Origin of the sequence: Pseudomonas sp. LB-090624, assembly GCF_003205205.1 — a bacterium.
In the GTDB taxonomy this organism is placed as follows: Bacteria; Pseudomonadota; Gammaproteobacteria; order Pseudomonadales; family Pseudomonadaceae; genus Aquipseudomonas.
In genome coordinates this window covers 173,950-198,020 of the sequence record NZ_QJRL01000006.1, presented here as the reverse complement: position 1 = coordinate 198,020, position 24,071 = coordinate 173,950, and the positions used below count along the sequence as shown (strand labels likewise).

The window sequence follows — 24,071 nt, the reverse complement described above, 5'->3', positions numbered from 1 at the left end:
GCAAAGGCTCAGGTAAAGTTCATGTCGCTAGTTGCCAGCCCCGACATCATGTACCGGCTGTTGATCCAGAGTGTGGTGGACTATGCCATCTACCTGCTCACGCCCGAAGGTATCGTTGCCAACTGGAACCCCGGTGCGCAGCGCGCCAAGGGCTACAAGGCCGAAGAAATCGTTGGCCAGCACTATTCGCTGTTCTACAGCGATGCCGAACGTGCTGCCGGGTTGCCTGCGCTCAACCTGGAGCAGGCGCGCAACACCGGCCGCTTCGAGGAAATCGGCTCACGCCTGCGCAAGGACGGCTCAGCTTTCCATGCCCATGTGGTGATCGACGCGGTGTACGACGACGCTGGGCAACTGGTGGGTTTCGCCAAGGTCACCCGTGACATTTCCGAACGCTACCAGCAGGAACAGGAACTGCTGCGGGCCAAGGAGCTGGCCGAACAGTACAGCCAGGAAATGGCCAAGTTGTCACAGTTTCTTGATTCGGTGATTGCCAACATTCCCGCCAGCGTCATCGTCCAGGACCTGGAAAGCCAGCGGATTTTGTTGGCCAACCAGCAGGCCGAGCGCCTGTTCGGCGGGCCGCAGCGCACCATGATCGGCCAACTGCCCAGCGACTGCCTGGCACCGGCGGCGGCCGAATTCCTGCAGCAGCAACTGGTGCGCGGTGCCCGCAGCACCAAGGGCCATGCCGCCGAAACCCGCGTCGATACCGCCCGTGGCCCGCGCACCCTGCGCAGCCGTACCTTGCTCAGCCAGAACCGCGAGGGCCAGGCCGACTACGTGCTGTTCGTGGCCGAGGACGCTACCGAAGAATTGGCCGCCCACGCGCAGATCCACCACATGGCGCACCACGATGCGCTTACCGGGCTGCCCAACCGCACACTGTTCAACGAACGCCTGCGCCAGGCCTTGGTGCGCGGCAGCGAGCACGACAAGCTGACCGCCGCCTTGTGCCTGGACCTGGACAATTTCAAGAACATCAACGACTCGCTCGGCCATGCCTTTGGCGACAAGCTGCTGCGTGCCCTTGGCAAGCGCCTGCGCCGCGAACTGCGTGAACACGACACCCTGGCCCGGCTGGGCGGCGACGAGTTCGCCGTGGTGCTCACCGGCCTGGAAAACCGCGAGGCGGCCTGCAATACCGCACAGCGACTGATCAATGCCATTTACCCGCCGTTCCAGATAGAAGGGCACCAGTTCAGCGTGGGCGTCAGTATCGGCATTGCCATCGCACCGGATGACAACGACCAGGCTGAGCAACTGCTGGGCTATGCCGACATGGCGCTGTATGAAGCCAAGCGCAACGGTCGCAACCGCTATGAGTGCTTCGACGTCGAGCTGGACGTTGCTGCCCGCCAGCGTCGTCTGGTGGAAACCGACTTGCGCACGGCGCTGCACCTGGGCCAGTTGCAACTGCACTACCAGCCGGTGGTCGACCATCAGACCAGCAGCGTCACCGGTTATGAGGCGCTGTTGCGCTGGGAGCACCCGACCCGCGGTATGGTCATGCCGATGGACTTCATCCCCATCGCCGAAGAAACCGGCCTGATCCACGAACTCGGTACCCGCGCGCTGAACCTGGCCTGCCAGGAGGCGGCCAGCTGGGACAGTGAGCAGACCGTTTCGGTCAACCTGTCGGCGGTGCAGTTCAAGAACGGCAACCTGGTGCACATCGTCGCCCTGGCGCTGGCCGACTCTGGCCTGGCGCCGCAGCGGTTGGAGCTGGAAATTACCGAGTCGGTGCTGCTGGGCAACAGCGAAGACAATGTGCGTACTTTGCGCGCGCTAAAAGACCTGGGGGTGTCGATTTCGCTGGACGACTTTGGCACCGGGTATTCGTCGCTGGGCTACCTGCGGTCGTTCCCGTTCGACCGGATCAAGATCGACAAGTCGTTCGTGCACGACATGTGCGACAGCCGCGAGGCGATGTCGATCATCCGTGCGATCACCGATTTGTCCAACAGCCTGATGATCAAGACCACCGCCGAGGGCGTGGAGTCGGAGGAACAGATGCGCCGGCTGGCCGCGGAGGGCTGTTCGCACTTCCAGGGCTACCTGTACGGGCGGCCGGCGCCGGCCAGCGAGCGTTTGAAGCAGATCATTACCCGGGTTTGAAGGGGCGGTCTGCGCGCAACTCAGCTATTCCAGTCCGGCGCAAACGCCGGGCTGACCACGCGCTGGTCCTTCGGCAGCCGGGCAATCGCTGCGCGGTCTTCATCATCCAGGCGCACGTTCAATGCTGCCAGGTTGGCCAACTGGTTTTCCCGGCTGCTGGCCTTGGGTATCGCTGCCACCCCGTCCTGGTCCAGCAGCCACTTCAGTGCCACCTGGCTGGGCAGCACGCCGTGCTTGCGGGCGATTTCCTGAATGACCGGTTGCGCCGCTGCCTGGCCGCGGGCCAGTGGGGTATAAGCGGTCAGCAGCAGGTCGTGGCTGCGGGCGTAGTCGAGCAGCGGTTGCTGGCCAAGTAGCACGTGGTATTCCACCTGGATCGCCGACAACGGCGCGCCCAGGGTCTCGATCACCTGGCGCAGCAGCCCCAGCGGGAAGTTGGCCACGCCGATATGGCGCGCCTTGCCCTCGTCACGCAAGGCCACCAACGTGTCGATACTGTGCGCCAGGTCCCAGTCCTTGCCGGGCCAGTGGATGTGGAACAGGTCGACCTGTTCGGTCCCCAGGGCGCGCAGGCTGTCTTCCAGCGACTGGCGCATGGCTTTTGGCTCAAGGCGGTCCCACCAGACCTTGGTGGTGAGGTGGATCTGCTCGCGAGGCACATCGCTGTCGCGCAGCGCCTGGCCGACAGCCGCCTCGTTGTCGTAGGCGGTGGCGGTGTCGATGTGCCGGTAACCCACGTCCAGGGCTTGGTGCACGGCGGCCGTGCACTCGCTGCCAGTCATCGGCCAGGTGCCCAGGCCGATTGCGGGGAGGTCCAGGCCGTTACGGGTGGTGAGCCTTTGCATGTAAATTCCTTGTAGGGTGGGCAGGGGTCGTGTTCGATGGTCGGTGATCAGCAGCCCCCGGGCCATGCGTGCGAGGCATAAAGTGGTCGATCAGCGAACACAAATTGCTCCCGTGCTGGACAAACGGTGAATCAACTTCCTTATCCTGCTGCATCTCTTCTAGAATTCGAGCTGTTACACCCGCCAGGTGTATGCCTGTGCGGCCTTTCCTGGGCGCGGCATCGGGCCGCGCCGTCATCGAGAGAGCCATGAGTTCCAGCACACCGCTGTCCGGCGTCAACCAACCCCTGCGCGGTATTGCCCTGGTGGTGGTGGCGACGTTCCTCTTCGCCAGCCACGATGCCTTGTCCAAGTTCCTTGGCGGCCTGTACCCGATTGTCATGGTGGTGTGGGCGCGTTATGTGGTGCATACCCTGCTGATGGCCGGCATTTTCCTGCCCAAGGCCGGCCTCAATGTACTGCGTACCCGCCGCCCGCTGTTGCAAACCTTGCGCGCCTTGAGCCTGCTGAGCACCAGCCTGCTATTCACCGCCGGCTTGCAATACCTGCCGCTGGCCGAGGCCACCGCGGTCAACTTCCTTGCCCCGGTGCTGGTCACTGCGCTGTCGGCGCCGCTGTTGAAAGAGCGGGTGACGGTGGGACAGTGGGTGGCAGTGGTGCTGGGCTTCATCGGCGTGCTGGTGGTGGTGCACCCGGGCGGGGCTATGTTTACCCCGGCGATCCTTTACCCGTTCGGTTCAGCATTGGGCTTTTGCTTCTATCAGTTGCTGACGCGCATACTCGCTGCGCATGACAGCCCGACCACCAGTAACTTCTATGCGGGGCTGTGCAACACATTGGCGATGAGTGCGCTGGTGCCGTTCTTCTGGGAGGTACCGCGTTGGGACCATGCGCTGCTGATGCTGGCGCTGGGCGGCTTTGGCATGACCGCGCACCTGCTGCTGACCCAGGCCTTCCGTCATGCGGCCCCGGCGATGCTGGCGCCCTTCAGCTATTGCCAGATCGTGTTTGCCGGCTTGCTTGGGTTCGTGGTGTACAGCCAGGTCCCGGATACCCTGAGCCTGGTGGGCATCTCGGTGATATGCCTCAGCGGGTTGGGGGCGGCGTGGATGCAGCGGGGCAAGTAGAAACCTGCACCGGCCCAGTCACTGCCATGCTCGGCCGAATGACAGCCAGTGACGAGTCGTCCATTGCGGCTATCGATGAGGTCGCTGCGTCACTGTGTGGCCATGAATTGCAGGATGCGTTCGCGCAGCCAACGCTCGGCCGGGTCGTTGTCCTGTGCGCCGCTCCACACCATCGACAGTTCGGCCTCGGTGATCTCGAACGGCGCCGGGTCGGCGCGCAGGCTACCGTCGTCGGCCAAGGCGCAGGCGGCGTAGTCCGGCACCGTCGCGATCAGCTCGGTGTTGCGCAGCAGGGCGCGTAGGCTGCCGAACTGCGGTACGGCCAGTACTACCTTGCGGCAACGGCCGATGCGCGCCAGGTCGAGGTCGATGTTGCCGCTCATGTCACCCGAAAACGACACCATCACATGTGGGCGCGCGCAGTATTCGTCGAGAGTCAGCGGCCCCGGGCGGTCGTCGGCGCGCAGCACCCGTACCCCGATATCGCGCAGCTTGCGGCGCTTGGCGGTGGCTGGCAGGTCGGTGGTATAGCTCACGCCCACCGAAATCTCGCCGCTGGCCAGCAGGCCCGGCATCAGCAGGAAGTTGGCCCGCCGGACCACCACGCTGATGTCCGGGGCCTCTTCGCGCAGGGCTTGCAGCAGGGCCGGGAACAGACCGAACTCGGCGTCGTCCGACAGGCCCAGGCGGAACACGTTGCAGCTGTTGGCCGGGTCGAACGCGCGGGCGCGGCTGATGGCCGCGGAAATCACGTCCATGGCCGGGCCCAGCTCGGCGAAGATCTGCATGGCCCTCGGCGTGGGCTCCATGGCCCGGCCGCTACGGATCAGCAGCGGGTCGTCGAACAGCTCGCGCAGGCGGGCGAGGGCGGCGCTGACGGTGGACTGGGTAATGAACAGCTTTTCGCCGACGCGGGTCAGGTTGCGTTCGATCATCAGGGCTTCGAACAGCACCAGCAGGTTCATGTCGACGCGGCGCAGGTCGTTGCGGTTCATGAGGGCTCAGGTTCCGGAGTAAAGGGGGTGGCGGTGTATTGAAGCATGCCGGTGGCCTGATTGCCTTGTACCGATGTGCCGGCCCGTTCGCGGGCAAGCCCGGCCCCACAACTTGCAGCAGCGCCTTAACGCACAATCAGTTGAGGGGGCTTGCCGGTGCCGACAATGCCCTGGACGAAGGTCACCAACTGCTCCCGGGCGTTCAGCAAAGTTCCCCATTGCGCCTGGCCACACAACAATCCCAGTACCGCGTGGGCAATCGAACGCGCCCGCGATGCCGTAAGCCCGCATTCGGCAGCAACGATGTCACTCAGCAGCCCGCTGTACTCCGCCTTCAGCTGTTCGACCTGCAACAGTTGCTCTTCGCTGAGGTTCATTGCCTCGCGGGTCAAAAGCACCAGTTTGTCAGGGTTGGCCTGGCTGTAAGCGACGAATGCCCGGACGAAGCACGGTAAGCGTTCACTGTTGGTACGGGCGCCTTTGAGGCATTGTCGGGTTTCATACAGCAGATCGATCAGGCTCGATTCGATCAGCTCGAACAGCAGTCCCTGCTTGCTTTCGATATGGTGATACAGCGACCCCGCCCGTAGGCCCAGGTGGCTGGCCAGGTCGCGCAAGCCGATGGCCTGGTAGCCGTGGTTGGCGAACAGCGCGCTGGCCGCATCCAGCAGGCGGTCCCGGGCATGCGGGGCGGGGACGGACGAGCGGCTGTAAGCGGGCATGGCTGCACCTGTCGGCGAATTGATGTTTGACCAAATGTAAGACAACAGGCATCTTACGTAAAGACTCAATCGTGGAGGTGTTTCGTGGACAAGCAAACGGTGGTGATCGTAGGTGGTGCCGCGGGTCTGGGCCTGGAAACAGCCCGTCTGATGGTCAAGCGTGGCGCCGACAAGATCGGCCTGATCGACCGGAATGAGCAATTGCTGGTACAAGCTGCAGAAGAGCTGCGCGGGCAAGGTGTGCAGGTGGCGATCGCGGTGGGTGATATTGCCCGCAAGGATACCGCCCACGCTGCCTTTGGCCAGATTGTCGAGGGCCTGGGGCGGGTGCATTGCTTGGTCAACAGCGCGGCAATCTACCCGCGCCAGGACATCTTCGAGATCAGCGACGATGAGTGGGACCTGGAAAACGCCGTCAACATCAAGGGCACCTACCACATGATGGTCGCTGCGGTGCGCCACATGCAGCAGTACGTGGCGGCCCCGGCGGTTACGGGGCGTATCGTCAACGTCACTTCGGTCGATGCCTTCAAGGCCCACCCGCAAAACGCCCATTACGCGGCGACCAAGGCAGCGGTGGTGAGCCTGACCAAATCCTTTGCCCAGGCCTGCGCCAAGGACCAGATCCTGGTCAACTCGGTGGCCCCGGCCGGTTTCGCCACCGAGCGCGCCAGGCAGCTGGGCTTCCTTGGCGAACTGGCAGCGGCCAACCCGCTGGGCCGCGCCGCAGAACCCGCAGAAATTGCTGAGTGGATCGTGATGATGGGCAGCAGCCGCAACAGCTACGCCACCGGCGAAAACGTGATTGTCAGCGGGGGTTACATCTATGCCTGAAGTCGCATTCCCCAAGGGCTACCAGCGGGCGCTGGTAACCGGGGCCACCAGTGGTATCGGCAGGGCCATCGTGCTGGCGCTACGTGACGCTGGTTTGCAGGTGATCGCCGTGGGCCGCAGCCCTGAGGCGCTGGCAGAGCTTGCCGGCGAGCCCGGGGTGAGTACCTTGCAGGCGGATGTGCGCGACTACCGTTCGCTGACGGCCGCACTGGAAGGGCAGGCACTAGATGTACTGGTCAACAACGCGGGCATTCTGTCTACCCGTGCGGCGTTCCAGGACATGGACGAAGCCGAGATCGACAACATGCTCGATATCAACCTCAAGGCGCCGCTGCACCTGGCGCGCCAGGTGTTGCCCGGCATGGTCGGGCGGGGTAGGGGGCATCTGTTCTTCATTGGGTCGAGTGCCGGCCGCGCAGCGCATCCGGGAGCGGCGGTGTATGGGGCGTCCAAGGCCGGGGTGAGCCTGTTCTGCGATGCCTTGCGCTGTGATCTGCTGGGCAGCGGGGTGCGAGTGACCGAGATTGCCCCGGGCCGGGTGCAGACTCAGTTGTACAAAACCGCCATGGGCATGCAGGCGGCAGGTAGCGAACTGTATGACGGGTATGAGTCGATCCAGCCGGAAGACATTGCCGAGCTTTTGCTGGCTGCGCTGAAGATGCCGCGGCAAGTGGATGTGTCCCGGATGGAAGTGTTCCCCACAGCGCAGGCGGTGGGCGGGGGGAGAATGGTCAAGACGGCAGGTTGAGGGGTGGTGGCACTGGCCTTTACGCGGGAGCGCCCGCCCCCGCAGCTCAGGGCGCTGCCCTCAGGGTTTGCGGCGAGCCTGTAGGCGTGGGTCCATCGGCGAAGAGGTCGGTGCCAACACAACAGATTTCAGTAAATAGGTGCTTGACCACCTGTAAGACAACATATAACTTACATGAAGACCGCCTTAACCGGTCGAGACAACTACAGAGCATTGCAGGGGATATGACGATGACTGCGACATCATGCCGGGTCGGCGTGGACATAGGCGGCACCTTCACCGATATCGCGCTGGATGTGAACGGCGTGCTGCATTCGACCAAGATCCTGACCGACTACGAGCTCCCCGAGCGGGCCATCCTCACCGGCGTACGCCAGGTGGTGGAGCAGGCGGGCCTGGCGCTGTCGGACATCGATCAATTGATCCATGGCACCACCCTGGCCACCAACGCGCTGATCGAGCGCCGTGGCGCCCGCACAGCCTTCATCACCACTGAAGGCTTCCGGGACACCCTGGAAATGCGCACTGAAAACCGCTTTGAGCAGTACGACATCAACATCGTCCTGCCACCGCCGCTGATTGATCGCGAACACCGCTATACCCTGCGCGAGCGCCTGGACGTCAAGGGCAAGGTGCTGATCGCCCCGGTGCAGGCCGACATTGAGGCGCTGGTCGAGCGCATCGCCGAAGGCAACTACCAGAGCGTGGCCATCGGCTTCATCCACAGCTATGTCAATGGCGCCCACGAGCGCCAGTTGCGCGATGCCCTGCAAGCGCGCCTGCCGCAGTTGTCGATCTCCATCTCCAGCGAAGTCTCGCCGCAGATGCGTGAGTTCGAACGCTTCAACACCGTATGCGCCAACGCCTATGTCAAGCCGCTGATCAAGTCCTACCTGGACCGTCTGGTGGTCACCCTCAAGGAAGCGGGCGCCCACTGTCCGGTGTTCATGATCCATTCCGGTGGCGGCATCATCTCCGTGCAGAGTGCCGCCGAGTTCCCGGTACGGCTGGTTGAATCCGGCCCGGCCGGTGGTGCGATATTCGCCGCTGACATTGCCCGCCGTTACCAGCTGGAAAACGTGCTGTCGTTCGACATGGGCGGTACCACGGCAAAAATCTGCCTGATCGAAGACCAGGTGCCGAAAACCGCAAAGACCTTTGAGGTAGCGCGCACCTATCGCTTCAAGAAAGGCAGCGGCATGCCGATTTCCATCCCGGTGGTGGAAATGGTCGAAATCGGCGCCGGCGGCGGCTCCATCGCCAGCATCGACAGCATGCGCCAGATCCGCGTTGGCCCGCACAGCGCCGCGTCCGAGCCAGGCCCGGCCTGCTACGGGCGTGGCGGCCTGGAGCCCACCATTACCGACGCCAACCTGCTGCTTGGCCGCCTGGATGCCGAGAACTTCGCCGGTGGCGCCTTGCGCCTGTCCGCTGACAGCGCCGCCAACGCCATGGCCCGGGTCATCGGCCAGCCGTTGGGCATGCAGGCCGATACCGCTGCGTTTGGCGTGTGCGAGGTGGTCGACGAGAACATGGCCAACGCTGGCCGCGTACATGCGGTGGAAAGCGGCAAGGACATCGCCGACTACACCATGATCACCTTCGGTGGCGGCGGCCCGCTGCATGCCGCTCGGCTGTGCGAGAAGATGGGCGTGGCGCGCTTTATCGTGCCGGCTGGTGCGGGCGTGGGCTCGGCCATCGGCTTCCTGCGTGCGCCGTTCGGCTACGAAGCCGTGCGCAGCGCCTTCGTGCGCTTGTCCGAGTTCGATGCAGCAGTGGTCAATGCGCTGATCGAAGAAATGAAGGCCGAGTCGCTGGGCTTCCTGCGCCAGGGCATGCCGGTCGGTGAGCCGGAAATGGAATGCACGGCGTTCATGCGCTATGTCGGCCAGGGTTGGGAAATCCCGGTGGCCTTGCCATTCAAGGCTTTCAGTGCCGCCGATACGGTGGAGTTCAAGGCTCGCTTCGAAGAGGCCTACACCCGCTTCTTTGGCCGCCCCATCGAAGGCCCGGATATCGAAATCGTCAGCTGGTCGGTCAAGGCCAGTTCGCCGCTACCGCCGGTACAGCAGATCGACGAAGTGGGCGCCGCCTATCGCGCTCACGAAGTCGCCCGTCGCCAGGTATTCGACGTGGCTGCCGGTGGGTTCGTCGAGGCTGGCATCCACCCGCGCGAAGAGCTGCAGGTAGGTGCCCGCGTCGAAGGCCCGGCGATCATCGTCGAGCGCGAGACCTCGACGTTCGTCACCTCCAACTTCACCGCCACGGTCCAGCCAGACGGCTGCCTGCTGGTCGTGCGCCGCTAACGCCTGAATCCGGAAGCCAGAACCATGAGCGATACTTTGATCGACATTCAAATGCAGGTGATGTGGAACCGCCTGGTCTCGGTGGTCGAAGAACAGGCCCTGACCCTGATCCGCACGGCGTTTTCCACCAGTGTGCGCGAGGCCGGCGACCTGTCGGCCGGCGTCTTCGACCGGGCTGGCAACATGCTCGCCCAGGCCGTCACCGGCACCCCTGGCCATGTCAACACCATGGCCGAGGCGGTGGTGCACTTCATCAACGACATCGGTGAAAACAACATCTTCGAAGGTGATGTATACGTGACCAACGACCCGTGGAAGGGTACCGGTCACCTGCACGATATCACCATCGTTTCCCCGTCCTTCTACAAGGGCAAGCTGATCGGCTACTTCGCCAGCACCGCGCATGTGGTCGACATCGGCGGCCGCGGCTTTGGTCCTGATGCCCGCGAGGTGTACGAAGAAGGCCTGTTCATCCCGATCATGAAGCTGTTCGAGCGCGGCCAGGTCAACCGTGACCTGATCAACATCCTGCGCAACAACGTACGTGAGAACGACCGCGTGGTGGGTGACTTCTACGCATTGTCGGCGTGCAACGAGACTGGCCACAAGCGCCTGCTCGACATGCTCGAAGAGTTCAGGCTGGACGACCTGGAACACATCGGCGGCTTCATCCTCGAGCACAGCCGCCGTGCCACGCTGGAGTGCTTCAAGTCGCTGCCGCATGGCACCTACAGCAACAGCATGACCCTTGACGGCTACGACGTGCCGGTGACCCTGGCGGTCACCATCACGGTCGGTCCCGATGGGATCAAAAGCGACTTCACCGGCACCTCGGGCATGAGCCAGTTTGGCATCAACGTGCCGCTGGGTTACGCCAAGGCCTATGCCTGCTATGGCCTGAAGTGCATCGTTGCACCTGAAATTCCTAACAACAGCGCATCACTGGAGCCGTTCGAAGTCACTGCACCAGAGGGTTGCATCCTCAATGCCAAGCACCCGGCGCCAGTGTCGGTGCGCCATGTGCTCGGCCACTTCGTCCCCGACCTGGTGCTGGGTGCGCTGCACAAGTGTCTGCCGGGCAAGGTGCCGGCCGAAGGTGCCAGTGCCCTGTGGAACCTGCACTTGAGCGTACGCCCGCTGGAAAACAACCCGCACGGCCGCAACGCCGAGATGCTGATGTTCAACAGTGGCGGCATGGGCGCCCGTTCGGCGATGGATGGCCTCAGCGCCACGGCCTTCCCCAGTGGCGTGCACACCATGCCGGTGGAAGCTACCGAGCACGCTGGCCCCGTGGTGGTGTGGCGCAAGGAGCTGCGTGAAGGCTCCGGCGGTGCCGGCCAGCTGCGCGGCGGTCTGGGCCAGGAAATCGAAGTGTCTGCGGCCGAGGGCTACAGCTTCCGCTTCAGCGCCATGTTCGACCGTATCCAGCATGCTGCTCGCGGCCTTGAGGGTGGCCAGCAGGGCGCCGAAGGCTTCGTCGGCCTGGATGACGGCACCCTGCTGCGCGGCAAGGGCCAGCAATTCGTGCCGGCAGACCGTCGGCTGGTATTGCGACTGCCCGGCGGCGGTGGCTACGGCGACCCCCGCCTACGCGACCGCCAGCAAGTCGAGCGTGACTTGCGCTTCGGCTACATCAGCGCCGAGCAGGCGCGTCACGACTACGGCTTCGAAGCCGCCAAGGAGCATTGAGCGATGGACGTGCAAAGCAGCCGCGTCAAGGCAGTTAAAAGCTCGCCGAGCATGGCCGTGTCGGTGCTGGCCAAGCAGATGCTGGCCAAGGGCGAACCGGTCATCAACCTCGCGCTGGGCGAGCCAGACTACAACGTGCCGGCCCACGTGATCGAGGCGGCCTATCAGGCGATGCTCGCCGGCAACAACCACTACACCGGGCCCAACGGCCTGGAAGTGCTGCGCCAGGCTATCGTCGACAAGTTCGCCCGGGAAAACGACCTGGTCTATGGCCTGGACGAAATCTGTGTGGGCAATGGTGCCAAGCAATTGCTGTTCAACGCCTTCCTGGCCACCCTGGAAGAAGGCGACGAGGTGATCACCCCGGCACCATACTGGGTGTCGTACACCGACATGGCGATGCTCAACGGCGGTGTCCCGGTGGTTATCCCTTGCGGTGCCGAACAGGGCTTCAAGGTCACTGCGCAGCAGTTGGAGGCTGCGATCACCCCGCGTACGCGCTGGGTGATGCTCAACTCGCCGAACAACCCGAGCGGGGCGATCTTCACCCGCGAGGAGTTTGCCGCCCTGGGCAAGGTGCTGGAGCGCCACCCGAAGGTGCTGATCATCTCGGACGAAATCTATGAGCACATCGTGCTCGGCGACCAGCCTTTCGTGTCGTTCGTCACGGCGTGCCCGCAACTGCGCGAGCGCACCTTGCTGATCAATGGTGTGTCGAAGGCCTACGCCATGACCGGCTACCGTCTGGGTTATGCGGCAGGTTCCAAAGACCTGATCGTGGCCATGAACAAAACCCAATCGCAGACCACCACCTGCCCGTCGAGCATTTCGCAGTTGGCTGCGGTGGCGGCACTGAACGGCCCGCAGACGTTCGTGCGTGACGCCAACCGTGAGTACCAGGCGCGTGGCGCCCTGGTGGTCGACGGCCTGGCGCAGATCCCCGGCCTCAAGCTGCAGATGCCGCAGGGTGCGTTCTATGCCTTCCCCGAGGTTAGTGCCTTCATCGGCAAGCGCACCCCGGACGGCCACGTGATCAGCAACGATACCGAGCTGTCGGCGTACCTGTTGCGTGTAGGCAAGGTGGCGACCGTACCAGGCTCGGCGTTCGGCGTGGAGCCTTATGTCCGCCTGTCTTTCGCCACGTCCCGTCAGGAACTGGAACAGGCACTGGGCCAGCTGCGCGACGCGTTTGCGGCGCTGGTCTGATCAATCGATCTACACAGAGGTAAATCATGAGCAAGCCATTCAAACGCCTGCTGATCACCGGCGCCGCCGGGCGCCTGGGTAGCGTGCTGCGCAAGCACCTGGCGCAATTCGCTGACGAGCTGCGCCTGACCGACATCGCCGACCTGGGCCATGCTGCGCCCCATGAACAACTGGTGCGCTGCGACCTGGGCAATTTCGACGACGTGCTGCCGCTGACCGAGGGTGTCGATGCCATCGTGCATGCCGGTGGCGTGCCGGTGGAGGACACCTTCGACAAGATCCTCAACGGCAACATCGTCGGCACCTACAACATCTATGAAGCCGCCCGGCGCAACGGCGTCAAGCGCGTGGTGTACGCCAGTTCCAACCACGCCATCGGCTTCTACGATCGCACCGAGACCATTGACGCTACCGCCGCGCATCGCCCCGACAGTCTTTATGGCCTCAGCAAATGTTTTGCCGAGGACCTGGGCCGCTATTACTGGGACAAGTTCGCCATCGAGTCGGTCAACCTGCGCATCGGCTCGTCGTTCCTCGAGCCGCTGGACCGGCGCATGCTCGCCACCTGGCTGTCGTTCGACGACTTCGCCCAGCTCACCGAGCGCTCACTGCTGGCGCCGCGGGTTGGCCACATGATCGTGTACGGCATGTCGAACAACCGCGAAAGCCTGTGGGACAACCGTCTGGCCTCGTCCATCGGCTACGTGCCGAAAGACAGCGCCGATGACTATCGCGAGAAGGTGCTTGCCGAGCATCCGCCGCTCAAGCCTGACGAGCCAGCCGCGCGCTACCACGGCGGCAACTTCGCCGGTGCCGGGCATTTCGAAGATCCGAAATGACTTGTTTCGGCCCTCTCGCTGGCTTGCCGGCGAGGGGGCCGGAACAGGGCCATCTGCATTGTGATCAGCGCAACATCAGAAGAGAGCTCACTCCATGGCTTCCACCGCTAAACAACAGAATTATGATGTGGTGATCGTCGGCGGCGCAGTCAACGGCAGCGCTACCGCCTACTTCCTGGCCAACAACCCGGACTTCAAAGGTTCGGTACTGGTCATCGAGCGCGACTGGACCTACAACAAATCGGCCACCGCACTGTCGAGCAGTTCGATTCGCCAGCAGTTCTCCAATCCGATCAACATCGAAATCTCCAAATTCGGCGCCGAGTTCGTGCGCAGCTTCCCGGATGTGATGGAAGTGGAAGGCGATCGCCCGGACCTGGCCTTTCACGAAAACGGCTACCTGTTCCTCGGTGACGACAAGGGTTATGAAGTGCTTCGCCGCCTGCACGATACCCAGGTATCCCACGGCGCCGATGTCCATCTGCTCGACCCCGAACAGCTCAAGCGCAAATTCCCCTGGGTGAATATCGACAGCCTCGCAGGCGCCAGCTACGGCCAGAGCGGCGAAGGCTGGTTCGACAGCCTGGGCATGCTCAACGGCTTCCGTCGCAAGGCGCGTTCGATGGGTATCGAGTACATCGAGAACCAAGTGGTCGGCATCCGGCGTGAAGGCGATCGCATCACTGGCGTGCAATTGGCCAGCGGCGAGCGCATTGGCTGCGGCCTGTTGGTCAACTGTGCCGGTACCCGCGGCACCCAGGTCGCGCGCATGGCCGGCCTGGACATTCCGGTCGAGCCACGCCGTCGTTCGCTGTTCGTGTTCGATTGCCGTACGCCGCTGGAAGGTACCGTGCCGCTGACCATCGACCCGACCGGGGTGTTCTTCCGCCCGGAGGGCAAGTTCTATCTGGGCGGCACGTATCCAAAAAACGACCCGGAAGTGGACTTCGAGGACTTCGAGGTGCTGCACGCCGAGTTCGACGAAGAAGTCTGGCCGATCCTCGCCGAGCGCGTGCCGGCATTCGAAGGCATCAAGGTCGTCAACTACTGGGCCGGGCATTACGACTTCTGCGTGCTCGACCACAACGCCATCGTCGGTCCGCACAACGAGGTCGGCAACTTCCTGTTCTGCAACGGCTTCAGCGGCCACGGCCTGCAGCAGGCACCGGCCATCGGCCGCGGGCTGTCCGAGCTGATCACCTATGGTGCCTACCGCTCGCTCGACCTGGGCGCGCTGAGCTACCAGCGGGTAATCGACAACAAGCCGTTCCTGGAAGATTCGGTCATCTGATCGCAGCGCCTGAGGGAGAACAACAATGAGCAACTCCGAAGTAAAGCGCAGTGGCGGCCAGGTGCTGGTCGATGCCTTGCGCGTGAATGGTGTCGAGCGCGCCTTCTGCGTGCCTGGCGAAAGCTACCTGGCGGTGCTCGATGCGCTGCATGACGTACAGGATGAAATCGACCTGATCGTCTGCCGCCAGGAAGGTGGCGCCGCCTACATGGCCGAGGCCTATGGCAAGCTGACCGGCAAGCCGGGTATCTGCTTCGTCACCCGTGGCCCGGGTGCGACCAACGCCTCGGTGGGCGTGCACACAGCGTTCCAGGACTCCACGCCAATGCTGCTGTTCATCGGCCAGGTGGCTCGCGACCAGATCGAGCGCGAGGCTTTCCAGGAGGTGGACTACCGCCGCATGTTCGGCCAGATGGCCAAGTGGGTGGTGCAGATCGACGACGCCACACGCATCCCCGAACTGGTCAATCAGGCTTTCCAGCGTGCCATCAGTGGCCGCCCCGGCCCGGTGGTGATCGCCTTGCCGGAAGACATGCTGACCGACCTGGTGCAGGTGGCCGATGCTCGCCCGGCCAAGCGCGTCGAGGCAGCGCCGGCACCCGAAGCCTTGGGGGAGCTGCAGCAGTTGCTGGCCAAGGCCGAGCGGCCCTTGGTGGTGGCTGGCGGCGGGGGCTGGACGGCCGAGGCAGTGGCCGACCTGAAACGGTTCGTGCACACCCAGAACCTGCCGCTGGCGGCCTCATTCCGTTGCCAGGATCTGTTCGACAACACCGACTCGCACTACGCCGGTGACCTGGGTCTGGCGGCCGGCCCGGTGCTGGTAGAGGCGGTCAAGCAGTCCGACCTGCTGATCGTGGTCGGTGCCCGGCTGGGCGAGATGACGACCGGCGGCTACGCCTTGGTTGACATCCCCACACCCAAGCAGGCCTTGGTGCACGTGCATGCCAGCGCTGAGGAAATTGGCCGCGTCTACCAGCCGACCCTGGGCATCAATGCAGGCCCGGGCAGCTTCCTGCGTCAGGCCAATATCCTCGGGCCGGTGCGCCCGGACGCGTTCGCCGACTGGGTCGCCAGCCTCAACAGTGGCTACCGGGGTAACTTCGAAACCCCGCGTTCGCCGGGCGACGTGCAGATGAGCGAAGTGATTGCTTGGCTGAACAAAACCCTGCCAGCCGACAGCATTCTCACCTGCGGGGCTGGCAACTACACCGGCTGGGTGCACCGTGGTTACCAGCACCAGGTGTTCCGTACGCTGCTGGGCCCAACCAACGGCTCGATGGGCTATGGAGTGCCCGCAGCGGTGGCCGCCAAACTGACCTGCCCGCAACGCACCGTGGTGGCCTTCGCCGGTGACGGCTGCTTCCTGATGAACGGCCAGGAGCTGGCCACAGCGGTGCACTACGACGCTCGGCTGATCACCATCGTCGTCAACAACGGCATGTACGGCACCATCCGCATGCACCAGGAGCGCAGCTACCCAGGGCGGGTTTCCGGCACCGAACTGCACAACCCGGACTTCGCGGCACTTGCACGCGCCTACGGGCTGCACGGTGAGACGGTTACCCGCACCGAAGACTTCGCCGCCGCCTTCGAGCGCTGCCAGGCCTCGGGCAAGCCGGCGCTGATCGAGATCCAGGTCGACCCCGAGGCCCTGACGCCGCGCATGACCCTCAGCCAGATCCGCGACAAGGCCTTGCAGGCCCAGCGCTGATTCGCCTCAGGTGGGGCGCCGTCTGGCCCCACCTTTTTCTTTCTTCGAACGAGCCAATCGACATGAACCTTGCCGATCGTGATCTGCTGCGTGAAGTTTGCTATATCGACGGAAAATGGCTGGCTGCCGACAGTGGCCAGCGCATTGCGGTGACCAACCCGGCCAGCGGCGAGGTCATCGGCCATGTGCCCCGCATGGGCGCCGATGAAACCCGCCGCGCCATCGCCGCTGCCGAACGCGCCTTGCCGGCCTGGCGTGCCCTCACCGCCAAGGAGCGCGCCGCCCGGCTGCAGGCGTGGTTCCGCGAAATCCTCACCCATCAGGAAGACCTGGCACGCATCATGACGGCCGAGCAGGGCAAGCCATTGGCCGAGTCCCGTGGCGAGATTGCCTTTGCGGCAGCCTATGTGGAGTTTTACGCCGAGGAGGGCAAGCGTATCTACGGCGATGTCATTCCTTCGCCGAGCGCTGATCGCCGGCTGATCGTGACCAAGGAGCCGATCGGAGTGTGCGCGGCGATCACACCCTGGAATTTCCCTGCGGCGATGATTACCCGCAAGGCAGCGCCGGCCTTGGCCGCAGGCTGTACGCTGGTACTCAAGCCTGCTTCGCAAACCCCCTTCAGCGCGTTGGCACTCTGTGTGCTGGCTGAGCGCGCCGGTATCCCTGCCGGCGTGCTCAGCGTGGTAACCGGCGATTCGGCGGCGATTGGCGGTGAGCTGACGGCCAGCCCGGTGGTGCGCAAATTGTCGTTCACCGGCTCCACGCCGATTGGTATCCAGCTGTTGCAACAGTCAGCGGCGACGGTGAAAAAAGTGACCATGGAGCTCGGTGGCAATGCGCCTTTCATCGTGTTCGACGATGCCGACCTGGAAAAGGCCGTGGAGGGCGCGTTGATCGCCAAGTTCCGTAACAGCGGCCAGACCTGCGTCTGCGCCAACCGTTTCTATATCCAGGAAGGTATCTATGAGCGCTTTGTCGCGCGCTTTGCCGAGCGCGTGCGCGAACTGGTGGTGGGGCAGGGCGATGCGCCTGGCACCCAGGTAGGGCCGATGATCGACGGGCGTGCTGCCAGTGGCGTCGAGCGCCTGGTGGGCGACGCGGTGGAGGCGGGGGCGCGGGTGGTAGTCGGTGGGCGCAGGCATGCGCTGGGCGAGGCCTTCTTCGAGCCGACCTTGCTCGCCGATGTGACGCCGGACATGCGCGTGGCACGCGAGGAAATCTTCGGCCCGGTGGCGCCGATCTTCCGCTTCAGCAGTGAAGAGGAGGTTATTGCCCATGCCAACGATACCGAGTTCGGGCTGGCCTGCTACCTGTATGCACGGGATGTCGGGCGGATCTGGCGGGTATCCGAGGCGCTGGAGTATGGCATGGTCGGGGTCAACGTCGGCGTGGTGGCGACCGAGGTGGCCCCGTTTGGCGGGGTGAAGGCATCAGGGCTGGGCAGGGAAGGGGCACGCTACGGGATCGAGGATTACCTTGAAATCAAGTATGTGTGCCTGGGGTTGTGAGGCCCTGCTGAACCCCTGATGTGACCTGCACCGGTCTCTTCGCGGGCTCGCCCGCAAAGAGACCGGTCTATCACTCAGGCCTTGCTGTCGAGCAACCGCTGATACCGCGACAGGCTCTCTTCAAGGTGCTTGCGCAGTGCTGTGCGCGCACTGGCGACATCCCCCATGCTGATCGCCGACAGGATCGCGCCGTGCTCGCGAGCGATCTTCTTGATGTGTGCCTGGCGGTTCTTGCCAGTGACCTGGCCATGCTTGAGGTTGAGGTCGAGGATGATGTCCGGCCCAAGCGCTTCCAGCAGTTGCGTGAAGTGGGGGTTGTTGGTGGCGCGCGCAATCGCCAGGTGGAATTCGAAGTCGGCCTTGGCTTCTTCCTCCTGCGTTGCGCCGTCCAGTGAGTTGAAGCGGTCGAATGCTTCGGTAATCGCCGCCATGCTGGCCGGGCTGCGGCGCTCGGCGGCACGGGCCACCGATTCGGCTTCGATGCCCAGGCGCAGTTCAAGTATTTGTGCGGCGGCGCGCACGTCATCAACCACGCTGTCGATGGCAAAACCGATGCGTTTCACATCCTGCTCGACCACGAACACACCCACGCCCTGGCGAGCGATGAGGCGCCCGCCAAGGCGTAGCGAGGCCACCGCCTCACGAATGACCGGGCGGCTGACGTTGAACTCCTTGCACAGCTCCTGTTCGGACGGCAGCTTGTCGCCCGGGCCGTAGGTGCCGTTGTCGATCCGGCTGGAAAGTTCCTGGATTACGGTTTCCGCCAGATTGGCGCGGCGCGTGCCTAACGACGCATTCATAGAAAAGTTGCTCCTGAAACTGGTTGGCTCATCACGGTGGGTTCTCCGGCAGGTTGCGCGCAGCCCTGATGCCCCTTGCGGCGGGATCCGTAGCCAACCAGCGGTGATGTTGTAGGCATATGTTATCAAACATCTGATCTGTAGGAGCGGGCTTACCCCTTGAACCGCCCTGCACATGTGCCGGTAAAAATATTTGACCACGGCTTCAGCATACACCCATTGACAGTTGCCTGCTGACTGTTATCTTACAAGTGCGATGGCGTTCCGGCCAATTCGCATGCGGTAAGCGATGTCGAGGTTCGTCCAATCACTACTGGGAGCTGAGCATGAATAACAACAAGGGAGGGCGTGCAGCCCTCGCGACCGCGGTAACATTGCTGATGGCCATGGGGACGGCAAACGCAGCAGACACTGAAACCGTCAGGATCGGCTTCGCCGGCCCCCTGACAGGCCCTTCGGCGCACCAGGGACAGGACGTCGAACATGGCATTCAGATTGCCATCGAGGAGGCCAATCAGCAGCAGTTGAAACTTGGTGACAAGGTCGCCAACTTCAAGCTGGTTTCCGAAGACGACGTTGCCGACCCGCGCACCGGCACTGCGGTGGCGCAGCGCTTGGTGGACTCGAAAGTGGCTGTAGTGATCGGGCATTACAACTCCGGTACCAGCATCCCCGCCTCGAAGATCTACGCGGCCGCTGGCATCCCGCAAATCTCGCCGTCGGCCACCAACCCCACCTTGACCCAGCAGGGTATTCCTTCGGTGTTCCGTACTGTGAACGACGATGCGACCCTTGGCCGCTACGCCGGCAACTACCTGGTCAGTCAGCTCAAGGCCCAGCGCATCGCCATCTTCGATGACCGTACCGCCTATGGCCAGGGCCTGGCCGACGAGGTAACCAAGGCGGTCAAGGCGGCGGGCGGCAACGTGGTCGTGCGCGAGTACACCAACGACAAGTCCACCGACTTCAACGCCATTCTCACCACGGCCAAGGCGCAGAAGGCCGATGCGGTGTTCTTCGCCGCACTCGACTACCAGGCTGCGCCCATGGCCAGGCAGATGAAGAACCTGGGCCTGAAGGCCCGCTTCATGAACATCGGCAACCTGCCCAACGACTCGTTCAAGCAGATGGCCGGCAGCGCTGCCGAGGGCACCTATGCCTGGAACTACGGCATGCCGCTGCTGGAGATGCCCAAAGGGGCAGCCTTCGAGCAGAAGCTCAAGGACAAGTTCGGCGTGGGTGTGGTGCAGTCGTCACCAGCAGCCTACGACGCGACCTGGGCTGCGATCAATGCCATGGTCAAAGCCGGCTCCGACGACCCCAAGGTGTACCTGCCTGTGCTCAAGAGCCAGAGCTATGACGGCGTCACCGGCACCATCGCCTTCGATGACAAGGGCAACCTCAAAAACCCTGCGGCAACCGTATTCCAGTTCGCTGACGGCGGCTGGAAGACCCTGTCGGTCGAGCGTGACTGAGCTGTACCGCCAATAACAAGCGGGCGCCTGCCCGCCGTATAACAAGAAGACATTTCCTACCTGCCAGGCCTGTCGGTCGCGCGGCGGTGTGCTGCCGCGCGACGACATCAATGCAGCTTCGAGGATTCAGCTCGTGGACGGTAACTTCGATATTTTGTTGCAACAGGTGCTCAACGGCCTGGTGCTGGGCAGCATCTATGCCCTGGTAGCGCTGGGCTACACCATGGTCTACGGCATCATTGGCCTGATCAATTTCGCCCATGGCGAAGTGGTGATGGTTGGCGCCATGGTGACCATTTCGGTACTGACGATGCTTGCCGGCGCAGGCTTTGCCCCCGGCATCATCACCTTGCTGCTGGCGATCATGGCTGCTGTGGTGGTGTGCATGCTGCTGGCCCAGGGCATGGAAAAGTACGCCTACCGGCCCTTGCGCAAGGCCCCGCGGCTGACCCCGCTGATTCTTGCCATCGGCATTTCCATCGCCTTGCAGAACCTGGCAATGATGATCTGGGGGCGTGGCTACAAGACCTTCCCCGAAGTGGTCGAGACCCAGCCGGTGGACGTTTTTGGCGCCACCATCACCAACGTGCAGCTGTCGATCATGCTGATCGCGGTGGTAATCATGCTTGGCCTGTGGCTGCTGGTGGACAAGACTCGCCTGGGCAAGGCCATGCGTGCCACCGCGCAGAACCAGGAAGTGGCCGGGCTGATGGGCATCAACATCAACCGGGTGATCAGCGCCACGTTCCTGATCGGTGCCAGCCTGGGCGCGATTGCCGGGGTAATGCGTGCGGTCAACTACGGCCAGGCTGACGCCTACATGGGCCTGCTGCTGGGGCTGAAGGCCTTCTCGGCGGCAGTGCTCGGCGGTATCGGCAACCTGTTCGGGGCCATGGCTGGCGGCTTGCTGCTGGGGCTGATCGAATCGTTGGCCGCGGGTTACACCGGGCAGATAACAGGCGGTTTCCTGGGTGCCAACTACCAAGACATCTTTGCCTTTGCGGTGCTGATCCTGGTGCTGTTGTTCCGCCCCAACGGCCTGCTTGGCGAACGCCAGGCCGACCGGGCGTAAGGAGGCAGCCATGAAAAACCTCAAGAGCCAGTACCTGCTGCTGATCCTCGGCTTCATCGCCTTGCCGTTCCTGGTCGAGGCCATCCCCATGCTCGGGCCGACCTGGGTACGCATCCTGGGCTTTGCCATGCTCTACGTGCTGTTGGCGCTGGGCCTGAATATCGTCATCGGCTACGCCGGCCTGCTCGACATGGGCTACATCGGCTTCTACGCCATCGGCGCCTACCTGTACGCCTTGCTTGCCTCGCCGCACCTGCACATGGCCGGCCTGGTCGACGGTGTGCTGGACTGGCCGGTGTGGGTCATCATCCCGCTGGCGGCGGTCGCCGCGGCTATTTGCGGAGTGCTGATCGGTGCACCGGTGCTCAAGCTGCGCGGTGATTACCTGGCGATCGTCACCCTGGGCTTCGGCGAGATCATCCGCATCTTCATGAACAACCTGGACCAGCCGGTGAACCTCACCAACGGCCCGCAGGGCATCAGCAACATCGCCCCCCTGCACGTCGACTTCGGGCCATGGGCGCATGCGTCCGGGGCAGGTACAACGCCAGTGGTGTCGTTGCAGCAAGGCTGGAGCCTGTTCGGCCTGCAAGTGTCGCCCGTGATCAGCTACTACCTGTTTTTCCTGTTCATCGTCATCCTCTGCATCGTCCTGTCCAAGCGTCTGGAGGTCTCGCGCATCGGTCGCGCCTGGATGGCCCTGCGCGAAGACGAAGTGGCCGCCGAGGCCATGGGCTTGAACAAGCGCAACCTCAAGCTGCTGGCCTTTGCCATGGGTGCCACCTTCGGTGGCGTGTCCGGTGTGCTGTTCTCCAGCTACCAGGGCTTTGTCAGCCCCGAATCGTTCACCCTGATGGAGTCGATCATGGTCCTGGCCATGGTGGTACTCGGTGGCATGGGCTCGATCCGTGGCGTGGTGTTGGGCGCGTTGATCCTCTCGGTCATGCCCGAACTGTTCCGCGACCTGGTCAACTGGGTCCAGCCGTGGGTGATGGACAACGTCACTTTCATCAGCCGCGACATCCTGCGCAACGTGCTGGACGCTTCGACGCTGCGCATGCTGGTGTTCGGCCTGGCGCTGATCCTGGTCATGCGTTTCCGTCCTGAAGGCCTGTGGCCGTCCGACCGCCGTCGTGCCGAGTTGCACGATGGCGACCCCGAGCTGGAGGCGGCGCCTGCAGCGCTCACCACCGCAGTGCATGCTCCAGCCAGCGAAGCATCCTTCGAACTCCCGATAAAAGAGGCGGACAAGGCATGAGCGACATCCTTCTCGAACTGCATCAGGTCAGTAAGTTCTTCGGTGGCCTGCAGGCCCTGCACGGCATCGACCTGAGCATCCGCCGTGGTGAGATCCGTGGTCTGCTGGGCCCCAACGGCGCCGGCAAGACCACCCTGTTCAACGTGCTCACCGGCCTGTACCGGGCCGAGCAGGGGCGGGTGATGTTCGACGGCAAGCCACTGCGCATCAGCAAACCGCACAAGGTGGTGGAGGCGGGCATTTCCCGCACCTTCCAGAACATCCGCCTGTTCCACAACATGACCGCCTTGGAAAACGTGATGATCGGCCGCCATGTGCGCACCCGCAGCGGCGTGTTTGGCGCGATTTTGCGCACGCCGGCCTGTGTACGTGAAGAACGGGAGATCCGTCAGGCCGCGCGCTACTGGCTGAACTACGTCGGTATCGGGCACCTGGCCGGCGAGCTGGCCAAAAGCCTGTCCTATGGCGACCAGCGCCGCCTGGAAATCGCCCGGGCGCTGGCTACCGAACCCAAGCTGATCGCCCTCGACGAGCCGGCGGCTGGCATGAACGCTTCGGAAACCGAAGGCTTGCGCCAGTTGATGTGCAAGATGCAGGCGGATGGCAAAACGGTGTTGTTGATCGAGCACGATGTAAAGCTGGTGATGGGGCTGTGCGACCACATCACCGTGCTGGAGTTTGGCCGCAAGATCGCCGACGGCCTACCGGCCGACGTGCGCAAGGACCCACGAGTGATCGAGGCTTATCTCGGCGCGGAGGCAGTGGCATGAAGAACATTCTGCAAGTGAGCGACCTTCAGGTCAGCTATGGCGCCATCCAGGCTATCAAGGGCATCGACCTGACAGTGGGCGAGGGCGAGATGGTAGCGCTGATCGGCGCCAATGGCGCGGGTAAGACCACCACCTTGAAAACCCTGGCCGGGTTGCTGAAGCCCAGCGCCGGCAGCATCACCTTCGACGGCAAGGCGCACGCGGCGATCAAGGGGCATGACCTGATCCGTGAAGGGTTGGCGCTGGTGCCGGAAGGACGCGGCATCTTCCCCAAGCTGACGGTGCACGAAAACCTCGAGATGGGCGCTTTCAGCCGACGCGACGGCAAGGACGCCATTGCCGCTGACATCGAGCACATGTACGGCATCTTCCCGCGCCTGAAAGAACGCGCCTTCCAGCTGGCCGGCACCATGTCGGGCGGCGAGCAGCAGATGCTGGCCATCTCCCGTGCGCTGATGGGGCGGCCCAAGCTGCTGCTGCTGGACGAACCGTCCATGGGCCTGGCACCGATCATCGTGCAGAAAATTTTCGAAACCATCGTCGAGGTGGTCAAGGGCGGGGTGACGCTGCTGCTGGTCGAGCAGAATGCCCGGCTAGCGTTGCAGACCTGCCAGCGTGCCTATGTGATCGACGGCGGTCGCATCAGCCTGGAAGGGTGTGCCAAAGCCCTGCTGCATGACGATCAGGTGAAGAAGGCCTACCTGGGCGAATGATCCATTCTCAATGACAAGAGAGTCTGGGGCTGCTGCGCAGC

The 24,071-nt window shown here is 63.5% G+C and carries 20 protein-coding genes; 16 read left to right on the top strand and 4 right to left on the bottom strand.

What is annotated here, in order from left to right; all coding sequences use genetic code 11:
- Window positions 1-21: 21 nt before the first annotated feature.
- Window positions 22-2,118, top strand: coding sequence for a bifunctional diguanylate cyclase/phosphodiesterase (locus DMX11_RS09245; RefSeq protein ID WP_110744243.1), 2,097 nt, complete (start codon window positions 22-24; stop codon window positions 2,116-2,118).
- A 20-nt stretch (window positions 2,119-2,138) separates the two neighbouring features.
- On the opposite strand, the gene DMX11_RS09240 is transcribed toward DMX11_RS09245, so the two are convergent.
- Window positions 2,139-2,963, bottom strand: coding sequence for an aldo/keto reductase (locus DMX11_RS09240; RefSeq protein WP_110744242.1), 825 nt, complete (start codon window positions 2,961-2,963; stop codon window positions 2,139-2,141).
- Window positions 2,964-3,211: 248 nt separating this feature from the next.
- Between DMX11_RS09240 and DMX11_RS09235 the strand changes: the two genes are divergently transcribed.
- Complete coding sequence (locus tag DMX11_RS09235; RefSeq protein ID WP_110744241.1) at window positions 3,212-4,090, top strand: DMT family transporter; 879 nt, start codon at window positions 3,212-3,214, stop codon at window positions 4,088-4,090.
- Between the two features lie 89 nt (window positions 4,091-4,179).
- Here DMX11_RS09235 and DMX11_RS09230 read toward each other — a convergent pair whose 3' ends face one another.
- Window positions 4,180-5,085: a LysR family transcriptional regulator gene (locus DMX11_RS09230; RefSeq protein WP_110744240.1), complete on the bottom strand. Its 906-nt coding sequence runs from the start codon at window positions 5,083-5,085 to the stop codon at window positions 4,180-4,182.
- A gap of 125 nt (window positions 5,086-5,210) precedes the next feature.
- Window positions 5,211-5,807: a TetR/AcrR family transcriptional regulator gene (locus tag DMX11_RS09225; RefSeq protein WP_110744239.1), complete on the bottom strand. Its 597-nt coding sequence runs from the start codon at window positions 5,805-5,807 to the stop codon at window positions 5,211-5,213.
- A gap of 84 nt (window positions 5,808-5,891) precedes the next feature.
- Here DMX11_RS09225 and DMX11_RS09220 point away from each other — a divergent pair, with 84 nt between their 5' ends.
- From DMX11_RS09220 to DMX11_RS09180, 9 genes are all read left to right on the top strand, one after another.
- Window positions 5,892-6,641, top strand: a complete 750-nt coding sequence (locus DMX11_RS09220; protein WP_110744238.1) for an SDR family NAD(P)-dependent oxidoreductase — start codon at window positions 5,892-5,894, stop codon at window positions 6,639-6,641.
- Window positions 6,634-7,389, top strand: a complete 756-nt coding sequence (locus DMX11_RS09215) for an SDR family oxidoreductase (protein ID WP_110744237.1) — start codon at window positions 6,634-6,636, stop codon at window positions 7,387-7,389. Before DMX11_RS09220 ends, DMX11_RS09215 begins: the two co-directional genes overlap by 8 nt.
- 230 nt (window positions 7,390-7,619) lie before the next feature.
- The gene (locus DMX11_RS09210; RefSeq protein WP_110744236.1) at window positions 7,620-9,695 is read left to right on the top strand and encodes a hydantoinase/oxoprolinase family protein; all 2,076 of its coding nucleotides are present in this window, start codon (window positions 7,620-7,622) and stop codon (window positions 9,693-9,695) included.
- A gap of 24 nt (window positions 9,696-9,719) precedes the next feature.
- Window positions 9,720-11,384, top strand: a complete 1,665-nt coding sequence (locus DMX11_RS09205) for a hydantoinase B/oxoprolinase family protein (protein ID WP_110744235.1) — start codon at window positions 9,720-9,722, stop codon at window positions 11,382-11,384.
- A 3-nt stretch (window positions 11,385-11,387) separates the two neighbouring features.
- Complete coding sequence (locus DMX11_RS09200; protein WP_110744234.1) at window positions 11,388-12,590, top strand: pyridoxal phosphate-dependent aminotransferase; 1,203 nt, start codon at window positions 11,388-11,390, stop codon at window positions 12,588-12,590.
- 26 nt (window positions 12,591-12,616) lie between these two features.
- Window positions 12,617-13,429 (top strand): NAD(P)-dependent oxidoreductase, encoded by an 813-nt coding sequence (locus tag DMX11_RS09195; RefSeq protein WP_110744233.1) that lies wholly within the window; start codon window positions 12,617-12,619, stop codon window positions 13,427-13,429.
- Between the two features lie 94 nt (window positions 13,430-13,523).
- Window positions 13,524-14,720 (top strand): FAD-binding oxidoreductase, encoded by a 1,197-nt coding sequence (locus DMX11_RS09190; RefSeq protein WP_110744232.1) that lies wholly within the window; start codon window positions 13,524-13,526, stop codon window positions 14,718-14,720.
- Window positions 14,721-14,745: 25 nt separating this feature from the next.
- Window positions 14,746-16,431 (top strand): thiamine pyrophosphate-binding protein, encoded by a 1,686-nt coding sequence (locus DMX11_RS09185; protein ID WP_110744231.1) that lies wholly within the window; start codon window positions 14,746-14,748, stop codon window positions 16,429-16,431.
- A gap of 62 nt (window positions 16,432-16,493) precedes the next feature.
- The gene (locus DMX11_RS09180; protein WP_110744230.1) at window positions 16,494-17,942 is read left to right on the top strand and encodes an NAD-dependent succinate-semialdehyde dehydrogenase; all 1,449 of its coding nucleotides are present in this window, start codon (window positions 16,494-16,496) and stop codon (window positions 17,940-17,942) included.
- A 74-nt stretch (window positions 17,943-18,016) separates the two neighbouring features.
- On the opposite strand, the gene DMX11_RS09175 is transcribed toward DMX11_RS09180, so the two are convergent.
- Window positions 18,017-18,742 carry a FadR/GntR family transcriptional regulator gene (locus DMX11_RS09175; RefSeq protein ID WP_110744229.1) on the bottom strand — a complete coding sequence of 242 codons (726 nt, stop codon included), beginning with the start codon at window positions 18,740-18,742 and terminating at the stop codon, window positions 18,017-18,019.
- A gap of 326 nt (window positions 18,743-19,068) precedes the next feature.
- Between DMX11_RS09175 and DMX11_RS09170 the strand changes: the two genes are divergently transcribed.
- From DMX11_RS09170 to DMX11_RS09150, 5 genes are all read left to right on the top strand, one after another.
- The gene (locus DMX11_RS09170) at window positions 19,069-20,217 is read left to right on the top strand and encodes a branched-chain amino acid ABC transporter substrate-binding protein (RefSeq protein WP_256590549.1); all 1,149 of its coding nucleotides are present in this window, start codon (window positions 19,069-19,071) and stop codon (window positions 20,215-20,217) included.
- Between the two features lie 133 nt (window positions 20,218-20,350).
- Window positions 20,351-21,289 carry a branched-chain amino acid ABC transporter permease gene (locus tag DMX11_RS09165; RefSeq protein ID WP_108481449.1) on the top strand — a complete coding sequence of 313 codons (939 nt, stop codon included), beginning with the start codon at window positions 20,351-20,353 and terminating at the stop codon, window positions 21,287-21,289.
- A gap of 10 nt (window positions 21,290-21,299) precedes the next feature.
- Window positions 21,300-22,547, top strand: coding sequence for an ABC transporter ATP-binding protein (locus tag DMX11_RS09160; protein WP_110744228.1), 1,248 nt, complete (start codon window positions 21,300-21,302; stop codon window positions 22,545-22,547).
- Window positions 22,544-23,317, top strand: a complete 774-nt coding sequence (locus DMX11_RS09155; RefSeq protein WP_105948506.1) for an ABC transporter ATP-binding protein — start codon at window positions 22,544-22,546, stop codon at window positions 23,315-23,317. Before DMX11_RS09160 ends, DMX11_RS09155 begins: the two co-directional genes overlap by 4 nt.
- Window positions 23,314-24,030 (top strand): ABC transporter ATP-binding protein, encoded by a 717-nt coding sequence (locus tag DMX11_RS09150; RefSeq protein WP_110744227.1) that lies wholly within the window; start codon window positions 23,314-23,316, stop codon window positions 24,028-24,030. Before DMX11_RS09155 ends, DMX11_RS09150 begins: the two co-directional genes overlap by 4 nt.
- Window positions 24,031-24,071: the final 41 nt, after the last annotated feature.